The following is a 19722-nucleotide window of genomic DNA, read 5'->3' as shown; positions in this document are numbered from 1 at the left end:
TCGGCAGCTCGCCTCCCCATATCTCCCCTTTGTCGCTGTTGTTCGCGCCCGCTGCGCGCCTCCCCCCCCCCGCCCCCCGAACCCGACGCGCGCCGGACACCCCGCGCGCGCGTCGAGCACCACCGTCGTCCCTGCTCCCACCTAAGGAACCCCGTGCGCAGACTCGTCACCAGACCCGGCCTCGTCGCGCTGGCCGCCACCGCGGTCGTCGCGGCGACCGCGACCGCCGCCGTCCCGGCCACCGCCGGGCCCGCCGCACCGGCCAAGAAGCAACCGGCCCAGCACCGGGTCCAGTTGATCACCGGAGACGTCGTCCAGGTCACGGACGGCAAGGTCACCGGCTTCACCCCGGCCGCCGGCCGCGCGAACATACCCGTGCACGTCGAGAACGACGGCAAGCGGTCCCTGGTCGTTCCCCTCGACGCCCAGCGGCTGATCTCCGACGGCACCCTCGACAAGCGGCTCTTCGACATCGGGCAGCTGAACACCGCCGCCGCCCGCAAGCTGTACAAGAACGGGCTCAAGGTCATCGTCGGCTACCAGGGCGGCGCCGCCGACGCCCGCGCCGGCGTCCAGGACACGGGCGCCACGGTCCACCGCGGCCTCAAGGCCCTCAACGCCCAGGCCCTCACGGCGACCCCCGACGACCTGCCCGCCCTGTGGAAGTCCCTCACCCGGTCGGACAACGATGTCAGCCGGACCACCGCGGCCCAGGGCGTCGACCACGTCTGGCTGGACGCACCGGTCAGGGCCCAACTCGACGTCAGCGTCCCCCAGATCGGCGCCCCCGCCGCCTGGCAGGCCGGATACGACGGCAAGGGCGTGAAGGTCGCCGTCGTCGACACCGGCGTCTACGCGGACCACCCCGACCTGGCCGGCAAGGTCGTCGCCGCGAAGAACTTCTCCACCTCGCCGGACGACGTGGACCACCAGGGCCACGGCACGCACGTGGCCTCCACCATCGCCGGGTCCGGCGCGAAGTCCGGCGGCAAGTACAAGGGCGTCGCCCCCGGGGCGAGCATCATCGCCGCGAAGGTCCTCGACGACACCGGCAGCGGCGCCGACTCCGACATCATCGCGGGCATCGACTGGTCCGTGGCGCAGGGCGCCGACGTCGTCAACATGAGCCTGGGCGGCACCGACACCCCGGACCTCGACCCGCTCGAGGAGACCGTCAACCGCTACAGCGAGAGCGACGGCGTCCTCTTCGCCGTCGCCGCCGGCAACGAGGGCCCGGGCGACAGCACCGTCGGCACCCCGGGCTCCGCGGACAGCGCGCTCACGGTGGGCGCCGTCGACAGCGACGACAAGACGGCCGACTTCTCCAGCCGCGGCCCGCGCCTCGGCGACGGCGCGATCAAGCCGGACGTGACCGCGCCGGGCGTCGACATCACCGCCGCCTCCTCGCCGGGCAGCGTCATCGCGGGGGAGGTGGGCGAGAACCCCGAGGGCTACGTCACCATCTCCGGTACGTCCATGGCGACACCCCATGTCGCGGGCTCCGCGGCCCTGTTGAAGCAGCAGCACCCGGACTGGAAGGCCGCGCAGCTCAAGGGCGTACTCACCGCGTCCACCAAGGACACCGGCTTCGGCGCGTTCGAGCAGGGCTCCGGCCGCATCCAGGTCGACCACGCCATCAAGACCGGCGTGTACGCCGAGCAGACCTCGCTGAACCTCGGCACGGCCGCCTGGCCGCACGACGACGACCAGCCGATCACCCGCACCCTGACCTACCGCAACACGGGCACCTCCGACGTCACCCTCGACCTCACCGCGAGCGGCACCTCGGCGGACGGCAAGGCCGCCCCCGACGGCATGTTCACGGTCAGCCCGGCCAAGGTCACCGTGCCGGCCGGCAAGACGGCCGACGTCACGGTCGCGGCCGACACCAAGGTGGACGGCCCCGACGGCCAGTACACGGGCGCTGTCGTCGCCGCGGGCGCCGAGCAGAGCGTCCGCAGCGCGTTCGCCGTGAAGCGTGAAGTCGCCTCGTACCAGGTCGACCTGAGCCACATCGGCCGTGACGGCAAGCCCGCCGCGCACTTCCAGACGTACATCGAGGGCCTGACCGGCGAGGCCGCCGGGCAGTCGTTCGCGTTCGACGAGAACAGCGACGCGACGAAGGTGCGCCTGCCGATCGGCGAGTACACCGTGCAGGGCCTGATCCTCGCCGACCGCGCCGACAGCACGAAGGGCGCCGACTGGATCGCGCAGCCGAAGCTCGTCGTGGACGACAAGGACCAGAAGGTCACCCTGGACGCCCGCACCGCCAAGCCGGTCGACATCACCGTCCCCGCGAAGAAGGTCACGGACGCGCAGGCGTACATGGTCTACGGGATCAAGGTGGGTTACAGCACCCGGCAGTTCGGGTGGCAGCTGACCTCGTACAAGAACTTCCGTGCCGCGCACCTCGGTCCGGAGATCACCGACGGTTCCCTCCAGCAGCTGTGGGACGCGGCCTTCACCAAGGGCGACGACACGCAGTACACCTTGGTGTACGGCGGTCCGGTGACACGCATGGCGACCGGCTTCACCCGGCACGCGAAGCGGCGCGACCTCGCCGAGGTGAAGATGGGTCTCGGTGAGCTGGCGCCCGGCAAGGACGCGTACCTCGGCATGATCGGCTCGATCAAGGACGGCCTCATCGGCTTCACCGCGGGCCGGATGCCCCTGGAGACCCCGGGACGGCAACGGATGTACGTGTCCACGGCCGACGACGTGCGGTGGAGCACCTACATGGAGCAGCTGGGCGACACCCTGCCCAACGGCTGGCGGCTGACCGATGTCGGCTACCACGAGAACTTCGCGACCTTCCGCGCGGGCCGGACGTACGAGAAGAACTACAACACCGGTGTCGTCGGACCGGTCATCGACGACGAGGCCCTGCAGAACGTGACGCGTTCGCAGAACACGCTCTACGCGTTCCTGAGTCTGTTCTCCGACGGCCAGGGTCACGAGGCGAGCCCCGAGCTGACGTCGTCGCACACCACCCTCTACCGCGACGGCGAGAAGGTCGCCGACACCGACGACGACCTGGACTTCGCCTCGTTCGCGGTGCCGGCCGAGGACAGCGAGTACACGCTCAGCACGTCACTGACCCGGGACCCGAAGATCGCCGCTGTCGGCAACGCGATCGACGTCAGCTGGACCTTCCGCTCGAAGGACGGGGACAAGACCGTGCCCGCCTCCGTGGTCCGCTTCCACCCCGACCTCGACCTGAGCTCGCAGGCGAAGGCCGGTAAGAAGCTCTCCATGCCGCTGGAGGTGCAGGGCGCCGCCGCCGGTGACAACCTCAAGTCCCTGACGGTTCAGGCGTCGTACGACGACGGCGCCACCTGGCAGAAGCTCACCGTGAAGCACGGCAAGGCGTCCCTGAAGGCCCCCGCCAAGGGCAAGGGGGTCGCGCTGCGCGGCGAGGTCGTCGACCGGCAGGGCAACACGTCGGAGGTGACCGTGCACCACGCGTTCCTCGGGCGCTGACCCGTCCGTCGTCCGGGCCGGGGCCACGGCCGCGGCCCGGACGACGGCGGTGGGACGGCTTCACGCCGTGCTGTTGTGCCGCAGCGCTCTGCGCTCGCGCTGGGCGGCGACATCGGCGACGGGCGACGCGAGCAGGAGCGAGCGGGTGTAGGGATGCCCGGGGGAGCTGGTGAGGGGGTCGGTCTCGCCGGTCTCGACGATCTCGCCGTGGCGGATGACGGCGACGCGGTGGCTCATGAGACGTACGACCGACAGATCGTGGGAGACGAACAAGTAGGCGACGTCGGTGGCCTCCTGGATCTCCAGGAGCAGGTCCAGGATGGTGCGCTGCGTGGTGAGGTCCAGCGCGGAGACCGGCTCGTCGCAGACGATGAAGCGCGGTTCGAGGGCCAGGGCGCGCGCGATGGCGACGCGCTGGCGCTGGCCCCCGGAGAATTCGCGGGGCAGCCGTCCGGCGGCGTCGGCGGGCAGGTGGACACGGTCGAGCAGAGCACGGACGCGCTCCCGGGCCGCGCCGGCACCGAGCCCTTGGGCGACCAGGGGCTCGGCGAGGGTGTCGCCGATGGTGAGGGCCGGGTTCAGTGAGGTGTACGGGTCCTGGAAGACGACCTGGATGTCCCGGCTGAGGGCGCGCCTGCGGGCCCGCGACAAGTGATCGATGCGCTCCCCGTCGAAGGTGACGCGGCCCCCGGAGAGCGGGACGAGACCGAGGATCGCGCGGCCGATGGTCGTCTTGCCCGAGCCGGACTCACCGACCAGGCCGAGGGTTTCGCCGGGCCGGACGTCGAGGTCGACGCCCTTGAGGATCTCGGTGCGCCGGGCGCGCAGACCGCGCCCGGCGAACGAGACGCGGACCTGTTCCAGACGGAGCAGGGGCTGTGGGCTCTGGGCCGTGCTCTTCATGCGGTGGCGCTCCTTGCCGTGCGCGGCTGCCAGGGCGCGCGGGCCGGCTCCTTGTCCAGGACGGCGCCGAGCAGCGTACGGGTGTAGGGGTCGTGCGGACCGCCGAGCAGCTCGGCGGTCGGGCCGGTCTCGACGATGCGGCCGCCGTTCATGACGGCCACCCGGTCGCACAGGTCGGCGACGACGCCGAGGTTGTGGGTGACGAGGAGGACCCCGAGGCCGCGTTCCTCCTGGAGCCGCCGGAGCAGATCGAGGATCTCCGCCTGGACGCGTACGTCGAGCGCGGTGGTCGGCTCGTCCGCGATCAGGAGTTTCGGGTCGCAGGACATGGCGCCGGCGATCAGGACCCGCTGCGCCATGCCTCCGGAGATCTCGTGCGGATAGCGGCGGGCCACCTGGCGCGGGTCCGGGATCTCGACCAGGTCGAGGAGTTCGAGGGCCCGCTCGGCGGCCTCCCGCCGGGACAGGCCGAGGACACCGCGCAGCGGTTCCGCGAGCTGGCTGCCGACGGTGAAGGCCGGGTCGAGGTTGCTCATCGGCTCCTGCGGCACGTACGCGACGGTGCGGCCGCGCAGGGTGCGGTGCGCGCGCTCGGCCAGGCCGACGACCTCGTGGCCGTCGACCAGGATCGAACCGGAACTGACGCGCCCGCCCTCGGGGAGGATGCCGAGCACGGAGAACGCGGTCTGCGTCTTGCCGGAGCCCGACTCGCCGACGAGACCGACGATCTGGCCGGGCCGCACGTCGAGGTCCACGCCGTGCACGACGGTCCTGTCCTGCCCGTCGGGCTGCGCGTAGGCGACGCTCAGGGCGCGTACGGACAGCAGGTCGGCGCGCGGCGTCCGGTCGTCGGACGGGTCCGGTGCCGTACGGGCCGTGGCCGTGGTCCGCCGCCGGGGAGCCCGGGCCGGGACCCCGCCGCGGTCCTCCAGGCAGTCGCGCAGCGCCGCGGCGAGCAGGACGAGCGCGCTGCTGGTCAGGCCGAGCGCGAGGCCGGGCCAGAGCAGGAGCGCGGGCTCGCGCTGGATGTTCTGGAACGCCTCGTTGAGCATGGCGCCCCAGGTGGCCGTGGCACCGCTGCCCACGCCCAGGAATTCGAGGCCGGCCTGCAGCCCGATGGCGATGCCCGCGACGAGGGCGACCTGGATGATCACGGGACCGCGCACCACGACGAGGATGTGCCGGGCCACGATCCGGGTGTCGGACAGCCCGGAGATGCGGGCGGCGTCCACGTACAACTCGCCCCGGACGTCGGCGACGACGCCACGGACGAGGCGGAAGAAGCCCGGCGCGACCAGCACCCCGAGGACGACCATGAGGACCCAGACGTTCGGGCCCAGGATCGCCCGCGAGGCGAGCAGGACGACCATGGCGGGCAGGGCCATCACCAGGTTGACGACCCAGGCGGCGACGGCGTCGAAGGCGCCCCCGCGGTAGCCGGCGAACAGCCCGGTGGGGACGCCGAGGAGCAGAGCGATCCCGACGGCGATGAGCGCGCCGGCCAGCGTGTTGCGGCCGCCGTACAGGATGCGGGAGAGGATGTCGCGCCCGGCGGAGTCCGCGCCGAGCGGGTGGGCGCCGCCCGGCGCCGCGAAGGCGTCCGCCAGGGACGAGGCCGTCGCGGACTGCGGGGCGAGCACGGGCGCGAGGAGCGCGGCGAGGACGATCACGGCGAGAACGGTCAGCGACAGCGCGCCCAGCGGGTTGCGCAGCAGCCTGCCCACCGTGCCGCGGCGCCGTGCCGCGGGGGCCTCGGGCCGCGGAGGTTCGGCCGTGCGGACGGTCCGGCTCATGCCACTCTCGCTTTCGGGTTGAGCCAGCCGATCAGGATGTCGACGGCCAGGTTGATCAGGACGACGCCGATGACGGTGAGCATGACCAGCGCCATGATCACCGGGATGTCGCCGCGGGTGGTGTAGGCGACGGTCATGCTGCCGATGCCGGGCAGCCCGAAGATCTGCTCCACGAGGACCGCGCCGCCGAGCAGTCCGACGAACTGCATGCCGAGCAGGGACAGGGCGGGCGCCGAGGCGTTGCGCAGGACGTGCCGGAACACGATGCTGCGGGCGGACAGGCCGCGGGCGCGCAGGGTGCGGACGTAGTCCTGGCGCAGTACGTCGATGACGGCGCCGCGCACCTGCTGGGAGACGCCGGCGACGGAGGACACGGAGAGGGCGAGCACGGGCAGGGTGATGGTGGACAGCCAGCCGGTCGGTGAGTCGCCGAGCGCGGTGTAGCCGATCGCCGGGAACCAGTTCAGGTTCACCGCGAACACCAGGACCAGGACCAGCGTCACCAGGAAGCCGGGCAGCGCGTATCCGGCGACGGCCGCGATCTGCAGGAAGCGGTCGACGGCGCCGCGTCGCACCCCCGCCCACGTTCCCAGGAGGAAGGAGGCGACGGCGGTGACGAGGGTGACACCGAGCATCAGGCTCAGGGTCACGGGCAGCCGGCCCGCGACGGCCTGGGTCACGTCCTCACTGGTGAACCAGGACGCGCCGAAGTCGCCGCGCACCGCGTGGGAGAGCCAGTCCGTGTACTGCGCGAGGACCGGGCGGTCCAGGCCGAGCGAGGTGTTCTTGGCGTCGACGGCGGACTGCGCGGCGGACTGGCCGAGGAGTTGGCGGCCCACATCGTTGTGGGGGATCGAAAGGAGCAGATACGACAGGAGGGATATGACCAGCAGGAGGACGGCTCCCGCGGCGATTCTCCGGATGATGAAGGTCAGCATGGTCTCGGCGTCCAGGTCCGGTGGCCAGAGGGCCGGTGGGTGCCGCGTGCGGACGGGCGGCCCGGTGGACGGGCGCGGAACCGGCGGCGGTGGGAAGGGACTTCGTCGCCGGTCGCCAGACCGCGGGACACGAAGCCGACGGCGACCCTACCCACAGAATTAACCAGTTGGTAGGTTTCGCGGTGAACTTTTTGACCGGTTGGTAGGTTCATGGCCACCAAGGCCTCCGGCGCGGCGATGGCGGCGGCCCCGATCTCTGGGCGAGGAGCCGACGTTGAGCCGTCCGGCAGGCACGAAGGGGGAGCGCACCCGCGCCCGCATCCTGGAGGCGGCGAGCACCCTGTTCGCCCGCTCCGGCTTCAACGCGGTGTCGCTGCGCGAGATCGCCGCGCAGGCCGGCATGACGCACGCCGGCCTGCTGCACCACTTCCCGGGCAAGGAATCGCTGCTGCTCGAAGTGCTCAGCATCCGCGACCGCGAGGACGCGGCGTGGCTGTTCCCCGGCCTGCTGGAGCCGGGGGATGCCGCGGAGCCCACGGCGGTCTCGGCCGCCGAGCGCTTCTGGAGCGTGGTCGATCTGACCGAACGCAACAGCCGCACACCGGGTCTTGTCGCCCTGTACACGAAGGTGGTGGCGGAGGCCGCGGCCCCCGATCACCCCGCCCACGCGTACTTCGTGCGCCGCTACCAGGTGCTGCGCCGCGAGCTGGGTACCCTGCTCGCCGCCGCGCTCCGCGAGGCGGACCCGCCCGTGGCGGCCGAACCCGAGGCCGTGGCGCAGCAGTTGCTGGCCCTCATGGACGGCCTGCAGACGCAGTGGGTGCTGGAGCCCGACCGCGTCCCGATGCGTCGCCGCGTCGAGGAGTTCCTCGCCCTGTACGGGCTGCGCCCCGCTCACCGTGCCACCACCGGTCCGGTCACCGGCTGAGCGCGGCGAGGACCTGCCCGGCCGCGCTGCGGTGGCCCGCCGCGTTGGGGTGGAAGCCCGCCGCCTGCTCGGTGTCCTGCGGTTCGATCCAGCGCACGCCCTCCGACTGGCAGGCGTCGTGTCCGACGGACGGTCCGTAGAGGTCGACGTAGCCCGCGTCGTTCCCGCCCGCCTGCTCGGCGAGCAGGGAGTTGAGCTGCTTCTCCTTGTCGCGGAACCAGGGGAAGTCGCCCGTGGCGAACGGGATCAGGTCCCGGCAGGCGCTGCCGTCGTCCGGGACGATGCCGGGATAGCCGACGACGAGCACTCGCGCCCGGGGCGACCGGACGTGGATCTCCTTGAGGACCGCGTCGATCCTGGAGCCCACGTCCTTGATCCGGTTGCCGATGATGTCGCTGCCCAGCGGTGTGTAACTGAGCTTGCAGGGGGCGCCGTTCGGGGCGAGATAGCCCACGAGGACGCACTGCGTGACGACTCCGGTCAGGTCGAGATCGTTCCCGCCGACGCCGAGCGTGACCAGCGTGGTGTCGGGGCGCAGTGCGTCCAGTTGCGGGGGCGCCGAGTCCTGAGGCTGCGTCATGTCGGCGGTCGTCGCCCCGGCGCAGGTCACGTCGGTGAAGTCGGCCACGTTCAGGGCCCCGGCCACCAGCGAGGGGTAATCGCTGTCCGAGCGGCCGCAGTCGGCGTCCGTCTGTGTGGGGATGCCCAGGCCGGAGCTGTAGGAGTCGCCGAGCGCCACATAGTGCTCCTGCAGGTCCCCTGTCGTGCCGGGCGTCGCCCCGGCCGGCTGGGCCAGGGTCAGGAACAGTGCCACCGCACCTGCGGCGGCCAGTGCGGCGCGGGCGGGAGCGGGCGGGTGGTGCAGCGTCATGGCCGTACCTCTTCTCCTGAAAGCGGAAGGTCACGGGCCGTGAGAGGTCCGGGACGCGAAAACCGTACGCTGCACGGTTTCTGCGCGTCAATGCTCGCGACAGTGCCACCGTCCGTCCGTGACGCCTGGAAACCGGTCACTTGACACGTGAAAACCGATCACTTTACGTTTTTCGCGTACCGGCGCAGCCGCGCCCCGACCCCGAGCAGAGCAGGTCCGATGGCTGATCGATCCCCCGCCGCTTCGCTTCTCCCGCTCGCCCAGCAGGCCGCGCTGACCAGCGGCGACGGTGACTTCACCACGCAAGAGGCGCCGGGGGTCCCCGCCCTGCGCATGTCCGACGGGCCGCACGGCCTGCGCCTGCCCAAGAACGCGGGGGACGGCGGCCAGACCGACCTGCGCAGCGCCGCCCCGGCCACCTGCTTCCCGCCCGCCGTGGCCCTGGGCAACAGCTGGGACCCCGGGCTGGCGGAACGGGTGGCCGCCGCGATCGCCGCCGAGGCCCGCGCGTTCGGGATCCACGTCGTCCTCGGGCCCGGGATCAACCTCAAGCGGTCACCGCTGTGCGGCCGGAACTTCGAGTACTTCTCCGAAGACCCGCACCTCACCGCCGAGTTGGGCGGCGCCATGGTGCGCGGACTGCAACGCTCGGGGGTGGCCGCGTCCCTGAAGCACTTCGCGGCGAACAACCAGGAGACCGATCGCATGCGGGTCAGCGCCGACATCGACGAACGGCCCCTGCGCGAGATGTACTTGAGGGCCTTCGAGCGCATCGTGCGCCGCGACCGGCCATGGACGGTGATGGCCGCCTACAACGCGGTGAACGGCGTACCGCTGTGCGAGAACGAACGCCTGCTCACCTCGATCCTGCGTGACGAGTGGGGTTTCGACGGGGTGGTGGTCTCCGACTGGGGAGCCGTGCGCGACCGGGTCGCGGCCCTGCTGGCCGGCCTCGACCTCCAGATGCCGGGCACCGGCGGCCGCACCGACCGGGAGGTGGTCGCCGCGGTCGAGGACGGCAGGGTCCCGGCCGCGACCCTGCGCACGACAGTGGAGCGCGTCGAGCTGCTCGCCCGCCGGGTCACCGAAGCCGGTTCCCCGGCGCCGGCCGCGCCCGACGAGGCGCTGTTCGACGACCATCACGCCCTGGCCCGGGAGGCCGCCGAGCGCTCCATCGTCCTGCTGAAGAACGACGGCGGGCTGCTGCCGCTCGACACCGCGGACGGACCGCTCGCGGTGATCGGTGAACTCGCCCGCACCCCTCGCTACCAGGGGGCCGGCAGCTCGCAGGTCACCCCTGCCCGGCTCGACACGCCCCTCGACGCGCTGCGCGAGGCGTCCCCGGGCGCGGACGTCGCCTTCGCCGCCGGATACCGGCTGCCCGGAGCCGAATCGTCCGGGCCCGCGGACGGCGCGGCGCCCGACGGGGTGGCCGACGAGGCCGTGGCCCTGGCCGCCCGCAGCGCGACGGCCGTGGTCTTCCTGGGCCTGCCGGCGCAGGACGAGTCGGAGGGCTTCGACCGCGCCCACCTCTCCCTCCCGGCAGCCCAACTCGACCTGCTGGAGCGGCTCGTGGCCGTCCAGAGCCGGCTCGTCGTCGTACTCGCCCACGGGGGTGTGGTGTGCACGGCGCCCTGGCAGGAGGCGGTGCCCGCGCTGCTGGACGCCTCGCTCCTCGGCCAGGGCGGCGGCCGGGCGATCGCCCGCGTCCTGCTGGGCGCGGCAGAGCCCCGCGGCCGGCTCGCCGAGACGGTCCCGGTGCGTCTGGAGGACACCCCGTCACACCTGTCGTTCCCCGGCGAGGAGGGCCGGGTGCGGTACGGGGAGGGACTCTTCGTCGGCTACCGCGGCCACGACGCCCGGCGCACCCCGGTCGCCTTCCCGTTCGGCCACGGCCTGTCCTACACCACGTTCGAGCACCGGGACCTGCGGGTGACGTGGCGCCCCGACGCACCGCAGGCGCAGGTCACCGTGACCGTGGCCAACACCGGCACCCGTGCCGGACGCGAGGTCGTCCAGGTCTATCTGCACGGCCCCGAAGGCTCCACGGTCGTCCGCCCCGAGCGGGAACTGCGTGGCTTCGCCGGCGTCGAACTCGCCCCGGGCGAGGAGCGGGACGTCACGGTGACCCTGGCGCGGGACGACTTCGCCCACTACAGCGAACGCGAGGCCGGCTGGCGCGTCGAGGGCGGCACCTGGCGCGTCGACGTGGGCGCCTCGTCCCGCGACATCCGCCTGTCGGCCGCGCTGGAGGTCCGGGGCGACCCGTCCCGGCTGACGCTGACGGGCCGGAACACACTCGCCGAGTGGTACGCGCATCCCGCCGGCGGTCCGGCCCTGGCCGAGGCGTTCGCCGCCGGACGGGGCGCCGGTGCGGCGTCGGCGGCGCTGGACGATCCGGTCATGCGCCGCTTCCTGGCCGGCATCCCGCTCGACGTGATCGCCGAGTTCCCGCAGAGCCCGCTCGGCCCGGACGGGCTGGCGGAGCTGGTGGACCGGATGGCCATGGCCCCGACGGCCGACGGGACGCCCACAGCGGCGGGGTGACCGGCGGCCGGAGACAACCGGCGCGCGAGAGAGCGGGAGAGGGCAGGGGCCACGGGCCCCTGCCCTCCTTGTGTCACCGGTGTGTCAGTCGCCCGCCGCGTCCGGCGGCAGCAGCAGGGCGACGGCATCGTCCATCGTCTGCTCCATGTCCACCGAGCGGTCCACGAGCCATTGCAGCTGGATGCCGTCGACGACCGCGATCAGCAGGGCCGCCAGGCGCTCCGGCGGGATGTCGGAGCGCATCGGCGTCGTGTCGAGACGCCTGCGCAGCCAGTCGGTGACCTGGGACCGCATGAGCGGGTAGCGCTCGGCGAAGTGCGCGTGCGCGGGATGCGCCGGATCGCTCGCCGCCGCGGCCATGGACACGAAGAGTTCGACGAGTCCGGGGGTCGCGGCGCCCTCCCGGATGATCTCCCGGTAGCGGTCCGGCTCGGTGCGCTGCTCCTGGCGCACCCGTGCCGTCTCGTCCCGCATCCGCAGGACCTGCGTGAGCAGGTCCTCCTTGGAGTCGAAGTAGTGCATCAGGCCGGGCAGGCTGATGTTGCACCGCGCCGCGACCTTGCGCAACGAGGTACCCCGGTACCCCTCGGCCGCGAAGATGTCGAGCGCCGCCTCCAGGATCTCCTTGCGCTTGGCCTCGCCCTTTTCGTAAGGACCCCGTTTCGCCATGCGCGCCACCCTAACGTGCGGCCGACGGCACCGGCCGGTCGGCGCCCGCCGCGTCGGGGATGCGCCCCGCCGCGGCCAGCGCGCCCAGCCAGCGTGCCGACGGCTTCGGAGTACGGGCGAAGGTGACGGGGTCGACGCCGATCAGTCCGAACGTGGGGCGGAAGGTGCCCCATTCGTAGTTGTCCAGAGCGCTCCAGTGGAAGTAGCCGCGCACGTCCGCGCCGCGCCGCATCTGCTCGGCCAGCGAGGCGAGGGCGCGGTGGGTGTAGGCGATGCGCGCTCCGTCGTCACCGGTGGCGATGCCGTTCTCCGTGACCACGATCGGCACGTCGGCGCCGGTCACCTCGACCGTGTGGGCGACCGCCTCGCCGAGCGCCTCGGGATAGACCTCCCAGCCGGTCAGCGTCGTGGGCGCGCCGTCCGGGACGGGCAGCGGACCGTCCGGGCCGACGCGGTGCCGGGTGTACGCCTGCACGCCGATCCAGTCGTCACCGCGTGCGGCCTCAAGGAACACCTCCTCGCGGGGCCTGGCGTAGGCCGCCGCCACCTCCTCGGCGCCGGGCTCGGCGTGGTAGACCTGGTTGGCCACCGTCCAGCCCACCTCGAAGCCCCCGCCGGCCCCGCGCAGCACGTCGCGGGACCGCTGGTGCGCCTCGATCAGGGTCCGCGTGACGACCTCGTCGGGGCTGATCAGCGCGGGGCTGAACGCGGCGCCGCCCTCGGCGCGGCTCTGCGCGAGCGCCGACCAGCCGTGTTCGGCGGCGTACCGGCGCAGCGCGTACATCAGGGCGACCATGTTGGGCTCGTTCAGCGTGGCGATGCGGGTCGCGCCGCCCAGGATCTCCAGCACGGTGCTGGTGTAGCCGGCGAACAACTCCGCTGCGTCCGGGGCCCGCCAGCCGCCGCGCTCGCTGAACCAGCGGGGCGAGGAGAAGTGGTGCAGGGTCACCACCGGTGTCAGGCCCCGTGCGAGGGCGCCCTCCACCATGGCGCGGTAGTGGGCCAGCGCGGCCCGCGAGACGCGGCCCGGCTCCGGCTCGACGCGGGCCCACTCGATGCTGAACCGATAGGCGTTGAAGCCGAGTTCACGCAACAGGTCCATGTCCTGCGGCCAGCGGTGGTAGCTGTCCGCCGCGTCTCCGCTCGGCACCTCGACGAACGTCTCCGGCGCGTTCTCCAGGGCCCACCAGTCACTGGCGACGTTGTTCCCTTCGACCTGATGCGCGGAGGTCGCCGCGCCCATCAAGAAGCCCTCGGGCAGGACGAGTTCGGTCCCGGTCTTGGGCACCGCCATGGAGTCGCTCCTCTCGCGGGAGCGGCCTGTGCCGCCCCTCCCGCCAAAAACGTTCATTGATCGGTTTTCGTGTTAGCGTACAGGTGGGCGGCATCGGGCGGAAGCGGTGACGAGGAGTGCCGGACCAGAAGGCACCCCGCCCGCGAGCACGCTCCGCCGCGCCCGACGAACCAGCCGGGGCGCCTTCGGGCCCCGGCCCGAGGGAGGTTGTCTTGCCCGCTCTCATCCCCCGACCCGCCGTCGCGCACCGGGGCCCGGGCGCGTTGCGCCCACCCGCCGGGACGCCCTGGCGCATCTCGGCTTCCGCGCCCGGATTCCGGACCGCGGCCGAGACGGTACGGGACCTGCTCGCCCCGCATCTCGGCGGTCGCCTGTCCGTGCGGGGCGGGGCGGACCAGGCCCACGGCCCCGTGCTGCTGCTGACGGACGAGGACGCACCCGACGAACCGAGGCGGCCCGTCGGTGTCGCGCCGATCGGCGAGAGCGCGCCGCCCGACGAGTCGTACGCCCTCACCGTCGACGACACCGGCATCGTCTGCCGCGCCCGCACCCCGGCCGGTGCCCTGCGGGCCGCGACCGCCGCCGCGCAGCTTCTGATCACCACCCCGCCCGGCGAGCCGCTGCCGCACCAACAGCTGCGCGACGGACCGCACTTCGCCTGGCGAGGGCTGATGCTCGACCCGGCACGGACCTTCCTGCCACCGGCCGACCTGCGCCGGCTCATCGACGTCGCCGCGCTGTACCGGCTCAACGTCCTGCACCTGCACCTGACCGACAACGAGGGCTGGCGCCTGCAGATCCCCGGCCTCCCGGGGCTCACCCCGCAGCGCTCCGGGCGCGACCGGGACTACTACACGGTCGACGAATACCGGGACCTCCAGTCCTACGCCGCCGCCCGGCACATCACCCTGATCCCCGAGATCGACCTGCCGGGCCACTGCGCCGCGCTGCGCCGAGCCCTGCCCGGCCTGCCGCCGGCCCCGGCGCCCGAGGGCCTGCGCGGCCGCTTCCCGTTCACACCGCCGCTCGACCTCGCCGACGGCGCCACCCGCGCCGCCGTGTCCACCGTCCTGGCCGAGGTCTGCGCGCTGACCGACGGGCCCTTCGTCCACATCGGGGGAGACGAGGCACTCGGCATCACCGACACCGCGTTCGCCCACGCCGTCACCGAACTGCGCTCTCTGGTGAGGGAGTTCGGCAAGCGGCCGGTCGCCTGGCAGGAGGCGTCGCGCGCCGGGATCGAGCCGGGGGACATCCTGCAGCACTGGGTGGACGTCGCGATGATGGACCTGCCCGACACCCCGGAGGAACTGCGCGCCAGCCCCCATCTGGCCGCCTCCGGGCACGGCCTCGAATTCTTCGGAGCGCTGAAGCGCTTCTTCGGGCCCACCGATCACGACGTGCGGCGCATCCTCGACGGCGGTGGCCAGGTGCTGCTCTCCCCGCAGTCCCATCTCTACCTCGACCGCCGCTATGCCCCCGAGACGCTGCCCGACGAACTCCGGCCCACTCTGGGGGACTTGGGCTTCGCCACTTACCGGCCGCGCAGTACCGCGTACACCGCACAGTGGGATCCCGCCGCGCACGGCATTCCCGCGGACCGGGTCGCCGGGGTCGAGGCCACGCTGTTCGCCGAGGAGATGACCGGTTTCGAGGACATCTCCACCCTGCTGCTGCCCAGGCTCGCGGGCGTCGCCGAAGTCGCCTGGTCGGGGCGGGCGCCGCTCTGGTCGGACCACCGGGACCGGCTGGCCGCGCACGCCCGCTGGTGGGCCGAGCGCGGGCTGCCGTACGCCCCGACGACCGACGTGCCCTGGACGGGAGAACATGCTCGGCGGTAGCCGCGAGCGATTCGAACTCCACGGCTGACGGCTGATGCGTGTGCCCCCGGCGGGAAGGCCGGGGGCACACGCATCAGCCGTGAGGTTCAGGTCAGGAGGCGGGCTTGTAGTCGTAGATCGAAGGCACGCCCATGCCTGACTGCGGCGTGGCCTTGACGTCGCGGGTGGAGACCAGTTGGTAGGTCATGCGGTAGAAGGGCGCGAACCAGCCCTCGTCCACGAGGTGTTCGTTGAGCTGCCGGGCGGCCGTCGCCGCCTCGGTCCCGGTGGCCGTCTGCATCGTCCCGAGGAGCTTCTTCACCGTCGGGTCGCTCGTCCCGAACATGTTGAACGTACCCGGCGTGACCAGGTCCTGGGCGGTCACCCAGGAGGCCGAGGACTGGCCTATGTTCATGACCATCCCCGAGTAGGCGCGGTCCCGGTAGACCTTCTGCACCGCGGTGTTGCCGTCCAGTTGGTCCCACGCCACCGTGATGCCCACGGCCTTGAGGTCGGCGGAGATCGACGAGGCGAGCGCGTCGCTCACGATCGCCGAGACCCGGGGCAGCTTGAGGGTGAACCCCTTGCCGTAACCGGCGCCGGTGAGCAGCTTCCTGGCCTTCGCGGGGTCGTGCGGATAGGCCGTGTCCAGCTTCTTGTCGTACGCGTCGGTCTGCGGGCCGAAGACCTGGTCCGTCACCTCCGCGCTGCCCTGCCGGATCTTGTCGACCATGGTCGTGCGGTCCAGGGCGTAGTTGATCGCCTGGCGCACCGCGCGCGACTTCAGCGCCGGCGTGTGCACCCCGTCGCGGTCGAAGAGCAGCAGACCCTGGAAGTCGAAACTGAACTCGGTCGTCCGCAGGCTCTTGTCCGCGGCCACGGCGCTCTGCTGGTTGGCGTCCTGGATGACGGCGCTGTCGATCTGTCCCGTCCTGAGGCCGTTCACGACGGCGGTCTCGTTGTCGAACACGCTGATGGTCAGCGCCTTGAAGGCCGCTTCCTTGCCCCAGTAGTTCTCCTTGCGGGCGAAGACGTACTTGTTGCCGACCGCGGTCCTTCCCTTGTCGAGCGTGTACGGACCGGTGCCCACGGGCGTGGTCTTCAGGGAGCCGTCGTCGAGCTTGACCGGGCTCGCCATCAGGCCCGCCGCGTCGCTCAGGTAGAACAGCAGCGCGGGATCGGGGGAGGACAGGCGGAGCGTGACGTGCGTGGCGTCCTGGACGTCCACGCTCTTCAGACCCGCGAGGTACTTGGCGCCGCCGCCTCCGCCCTTCTTGAAGTGTTCGAGATTCGCCTTGACGGCGTCGCCGTCGAACGCCGCGCCGTCGCTGAACTTCACGCCCTTGCGCAGCGTCAGGGCCAGGGAGGTGCGGCTGTCGTCGTAGGACCACTTCGTGGCGAGCATCGGCCGGAGGGTGCCGTCGGCGTCCCGCTTGATCAGCGTGTCGTACACGGCCTGGAAGTACGGCATCGCGCTGCCGAGCGCGTCCTTGGGATCCAGGCTCTGGGCCGTCGTCAGGGTGGCGATGTCGAGCTCGCCCGCTCCCGTCCCGGCCGATCCCGAGCCGCCGCCGCAGGCCGTGAGCATCAGCGCGGCGGCGGTGACCCCCGCGGCCGCGGTACCGAGCCGCGTGGCGTACCAGTTCATGATCTCTCCGTCCGGCGGGCCGGCCGATGCGCCGGCAAGAGATGGGAGGGCAGGGCCGAGCGGGACGTACGGATGGATACGGCCCTGCCCTTCGACAGCCAAAACCGTAATGTGATCGGTTTTAGTCGTCAACGCATCTCGGGGGAGCGGTTTTCCGGGCGTCGGCGGGGTGTGTCGCCCCGGCCCGGGTCGCCTCTTGACGTCCAAAACCGATCATCTTATGGTTTTGGGGCGTGGCCGATTTTCTGCGCACAGAACGACGATCCCCCTGCTGTGGGGGCAGGGGGATCGTCGTTCTGTGCGCAGGGGCGGCGGAGGTGTCCCGGTCAGCGGCGGCGCACCGTCACCGTGTGCCTGCCCTCGGGGAAGCCCGCGAGCCGCACGTACCCGTCCTCGTACCGGGCGTCGTGGCTCTTCGCGGTGCGGTCCCAGGCGGTCTTGCCGTCGACGCGTACGACGTAGGCCGAGGCGTCGGGCATCGGGACGGCGATCTCCTCCACCCGGTGGGCCGGGATCTCGGCGGTCAGCCCGAACTCGCCGCGACCGGTGCTCTGCCACGAGACGGCGATCACGCCCGCCGGAGTGGTCAGCTGACCCTCGGCGCGCCGTACGTCGCCGGGCTGCGGCGCGATGCGGAAGGTCCCCGTGCCGTCGGCGACCGGTGCGATGCCCAGCAGCCAGAACGTCAGGGCCGAGGTGGGGCCGGTCGACCAGCCGTGCGCGGCGCTCATGTACGAGCCGGAGTAGTCGGAACCGCCGTCCGTCCGGTACCCCTCCCAGAACGTACTGGCCGTTCCCTGCGGGGCGTCGAGCATGTAGCCCCACTCCAGACGGATCAGGTCGAGCGCCGTCTTCGCGCGGCCCGCGGCGAAGTGGCCGTGGACCTCCATGCCGCCGGGGAAGGGATGGACCGAGGAGTCCGTCTTCTCCGGCGTGAGGGCGCCGGTCCTGGTCCAGCGCCCGGCCAGCGCCTCGCTGACGGTCCGGGCGCGCCCGGCGTCGTCCACCAGCCCGAACCAGAGCGCGAGCGCGTTGGCGTCCTGCGGGTAGAGCGTCGACGAGGGCCTGTCCCGGTACAGGCCGGTGTCGCCGTCCCAGTAACCGGCGTCGTCGACGGCCGACTTCAGGGCGTCGGCCTTCTCGGCGCACGCGGCACCGGTCTGCGCGTCGTCCACGGTTCTGGCCAGCGCGGCCGAGGCGAGGAGCGCCCGGTACATGATGGCGTTCGCTTCGAGGTTCTTGCCGTCGCTGTCCCTGCGCGCCCAGTCGTTGGCGGCCGTGACGTTCAGCAGCCCGTCGTCGTCGATCTTCGCGGTGATGTGGTCGAGCGCGAGCTTGAACTTCGGGTAGATCGCGCGGGCCCAGGCCGCGTCACCGCTGAACTCGACGTACTCGGCGGTGCCGATGAGCGTCCACAGGTGGTACGCGTCGGAGCTTCCGATGAAGTTGACGGCCGGCCCGGCGTAGGGGAGGGCGCCGCTGTCCGCCTGGTGGTTGAAGAGCGTCTGCAGCGAGTTCCTCATGGTCAGGGTGTCGCCGAGGGACACGTAGTCCGTGAGCCCGGAGATGCCCAGGTCGCCGGGCCACACGGTGCGGTCCCGCTTCGCGCCGTCGACCAGGACCGTGTCCCCGACGTCGCCGATCCGCGCGCTGTTGTCCCAGCCCAGCGCGGGCGGACCCCACACCCGGCCCTGGGTGTTGGCGACGATGTTGGTCTGCACGGTGTAGGCGCCCGCGTACCAGATGCGGGTGAGCAGGTCGTCGTCGCAGGAGAAGTGGTTCGGGTAGGCGCGCAGGTCCGCCACGTTCGGCGCGAAGGCGATGTCGACGGACACGCCCGTGATCTCGACGGCGCCGCCGCTCTGGTTCACCAGGGTGAGGTAGCGGAACCCGCCGCGCAGGTTGGCCGCGGGGTCCCCGGTCGCGTCGGTGCCCGCGGTCGCTGTGGATGTGGCGGTGTCGATGCGGCCGCCGGGCAGGGCCGTGTAGCTCACCGGGGGTTCGTTGTTCGAACCGCCGTTGGATCCGTCGCTCGACGTCGTACTGATGTAGGTGGAGAGCTCGGAGTAGGTCAGGCCGAGGGTCTGGTCGGCGTCCGTGCCCTGTCCGAGCGTGATCGTGACGTGTCCGCCCACTTCGAGCCCGAAGTCGAGGGTCACCGACGCGCCCTTGCCGTCCAGCCGGGCGCGGGCCGAACCGTGCTTCCCCGACAGGCCCTTGGCGCTGTCGACCGACCCCGTCGTGCCGTGGACGGACCGGGGACGCACCGTGCGCGTGGTGGGCGAGAGCTTGAACCGGTCCCAGGGGCCGGCCGGGGCCGCGCGGGAGAAGAGCGGTTCGGGTGGCGCGGACGAGCCACTCGCCGACGCCGGGGAAGCGGCGACCGCCGACGTGCCGCGCACAGTGGCGGTCAGCGCCACGGCCGCGGCGCTCGCCCGGAGCAACGCGCGCCGCTTGAGGGCACCCCTGCCGGAACGGGCATCGGCGCCGCCGTCGGATCTGTCGGCGTGCTCGGGCATGGACGGTTCATCGGGCATCGGGGCTCCCGCTCGGATAGACGCCTGCGGCTCATGGCTGACCGCAGGCCGACGGCGGCGATCGCTCCGGGACCGGACCGGCCGCCCTGCGGACAGAGATGCTTCGGAAGCAGTGCCCGCCCGGTGGGTTGAATGGATTCACCCGGCAGGTCGGGGCACACGCTAGCCACGGCTGCGGCGCCGCGACAACCGTCGTGCGCCACTCAATCCCGGCAGCCGACCCGACTTATGAGGTTCTGTCAGTCAAATCATCATCACTGGTCCACGCAGGCGCATCCGCTGATGTGCGGCTGG

General features: G+C 72.2%; 12 protein-coding genes. 4 read left to right on the top strand and 8 right to left on the bottom strand.

The features are described 5' to 3' along the window. Positions 1-153 precede the first annotated feature (153 nt). The gene (locus tag ACFVDP_RS04890; protein ID WP_383483269.1) at positions 154-3480 is read left to right on the top strand and encodes a S8 family serine peptidase; all 3327 of its coding nucleotides are present in this window, start codon (positions 154-156) and stop codon (positions 3478-3480) included. Positions 3481-3540: 60 nt separating this feature from the next. Here the strand turns inward: ACFVDP_RS04890 and ACFVDP_RS04885 are convergent, their stop codons facing one another. From ACFVDP_RS04885 to ACFVDP_RS04875, 3 genes are read right to left on the bottom strand one after another with little or no spacing between them, the layout of a single operon-like run. Continuing rightward, positions 3541-4383 carry an ATP-binding cassette domain-containing protein gene (locus ACFVDP_RS04885; RefSeq protein ID WP_383483266.1) on the bottom strand — a complete coding sequence of 281 codons (843 nt, stop codon included), beginning with the start codon at positions 4381-4383 and terminating at the stop codon, positions 3541-3543. After that, positions 4380-6176, bottom strand: a complete 1797-nt coding sequence (locus tag ACFVDP_RS04880) for a dipeptide/oligopeptide/nickel ABC transporter permease/ATP-binding protein (RefSeq protein WP_383483263.1) — start codon at positions 6174-6176, stop codon at positions 4380-4382. The genes ACFVDP_RS04885 and ACFVDP_RS04880 overlap by 4 nt, the downstream gene beginning before the upstream one ends. Continuing rightward, positions 6173-7114 (bottom strand): ABC transporter permease, encoded by a 942-nt coding sequence (locus ACFVDP_RS04875; protein WP_383483260.1) that lies wholly within the window; start codon positions 7112-7114, stop codon positions 6173-6175. Before ACFVDP_RS04875 ends, ACFVDP_RS04880 begins: the two co-directional genes overlap by 4 nt. A gap of 274 nt (positions 7115-7388) precedes the next feature. On the opposite strand from ACFVDP_RS04875, the gene ACFVDP_RS04870 reads away from it, so the two are divergent. Continuing rightward, positions 7389-8042: a TetR/AcrR family transcriptional regulator gene (locus ACFVDP_RS04870; RefSeq protein ID WP_383483257.1), complete on the top strand. Its 654-nt coding sequence runs from the start codon at positions 7389-7391 to the stop codon at positions 8040-8042. Here ACFVDP_RS04870 and ACFVDP_RS04865 read toward each other — a convergent pair. Then, positions 8032-8913 carry an SGNH/GDSL hydrolase family protein gene (locus tag ACFVDP_RS04865; RefSeq protein WP_383483255.1) on the bottom strand — a complete coding sequence of 294 codons (882 nt, stop codon included), beginning with the start codon at positions 8911-8913 and terminating at the stop codon, positions 8032-8034. The two genes, ACFVDP_RS04870 and ACFVDP_RS04865, sit on opposite strands and share 11 nt — an antisense overlap. A 219-nt stretch (positions 8914-9132) precedes the next feature. Between ACFVDP_RS04865 and ACFVDP_RS04860 the strand changes: the two genes are divergently transcribed. After that, positions 9133-11460 carry a glycoside hydrolase family 3 C-terminal domain-containing protein gene (locus tag ACFVDP_RS04860; protein ID WP_383483252.1) on the top strand — a complete coding sequence of 776 codons (2328 nt, stop codon included), beginning with the start codon at positions 9133-9135 and terminating at the stop codon, positions 11458-11460. Between the two features lie 84 nt (positions 11461-11544). On the opposite strand, the gene ACFVDP_RS04855 is transcribed toward ACFVDP_RS04860, so the two are convergent. Next, positions 11545-12129, bottom strand: a complete 585-nt coding sequence (locus ACFVDP_RS04855; protein ID WP_383483249.1) for a TetR/AcrR family transcriptional regulator — start codon at positions 12127-12129, stop codon at positions 11545-11547. Between the two features lie 10 nt (positions 12130-12139). Continuing rightward, complete coding sequence (locus ACFVDP_RS04850; protein ID WP_383483246.1) at positions 12140-13423, bottom strand: glycoside hydrolase family 1 protein; 1284 nt, start codon at positions 13421-13423, stop codon at positions 12140-12142. A gap of 212 nt (positions 13424-13635) precedes the next feature. On the opposite strand from ACFVDP_RS04850, the gene ACFVDP_RS04845 reads away from it, so the two are divergent. After that, positions 13636-15264, top strand: coding sequence for a family 20 glycosylhydrolase (locus tag ACFVDP_RS04845; RefSeq protein ID WP_383483243.1), 1629 nt, complete (start codon positions 13636-13638; stop codon positions 15262-15264). A 91-nt stretch (positions 15265-15355) separates the two neighbouring features. On the opposite strand, the gene ACFVDP_RS04840 is transcribed toward ACFVDP_RS04845, so the two are convergent. Together ACFVDP_RS04840 and ACFVDP_RS04835 are read right to left on the bottom strand one after the other, a co-directional pair. Beyond that, positions 15356-16891, bottom strand: coding sequence for an ABC transporter substrate-binding protein (locus ACFVDP_RS04840; RefSeq protein ID WP_383483240.1), 1536 nt, complete (start codon positions 16889-16891; stop codon positions 15356-15358). A 326-nt stretch (positions 16892-17217) separates the two neighbouring features. Continuing rightward, the gene (locus ACFVDP_RS04835) at positions 17218-19428 is read right to left on the bottom strand and encodes an alpha-L-rhamnosidase C-terminal domain-containing protein (RefSeq protein ID WP_383483238.1); all 2211 of its coding nucleotides are present in this window, start codon (positions 19426-19428) and stop codon (positions 17218-17220) included. Between the last annotated feature and the right edge of the window lie 294 nt (positions 19429-19722).

Source organism: Streptomyces sp. NPDC057694, assembly GCF_042799415.1.
Classification (GTDB): domain Bacteria; phylum Actinomycetota; class Actinomycetes; order Streptomycetales; family Streptomycetaceae; genus Streptomyces.
The sequence above is the reverse complement of the archived record's forward strand: the minus strand, read 5'-3'. Positions and strand labels throughout refer to the sequence as shown.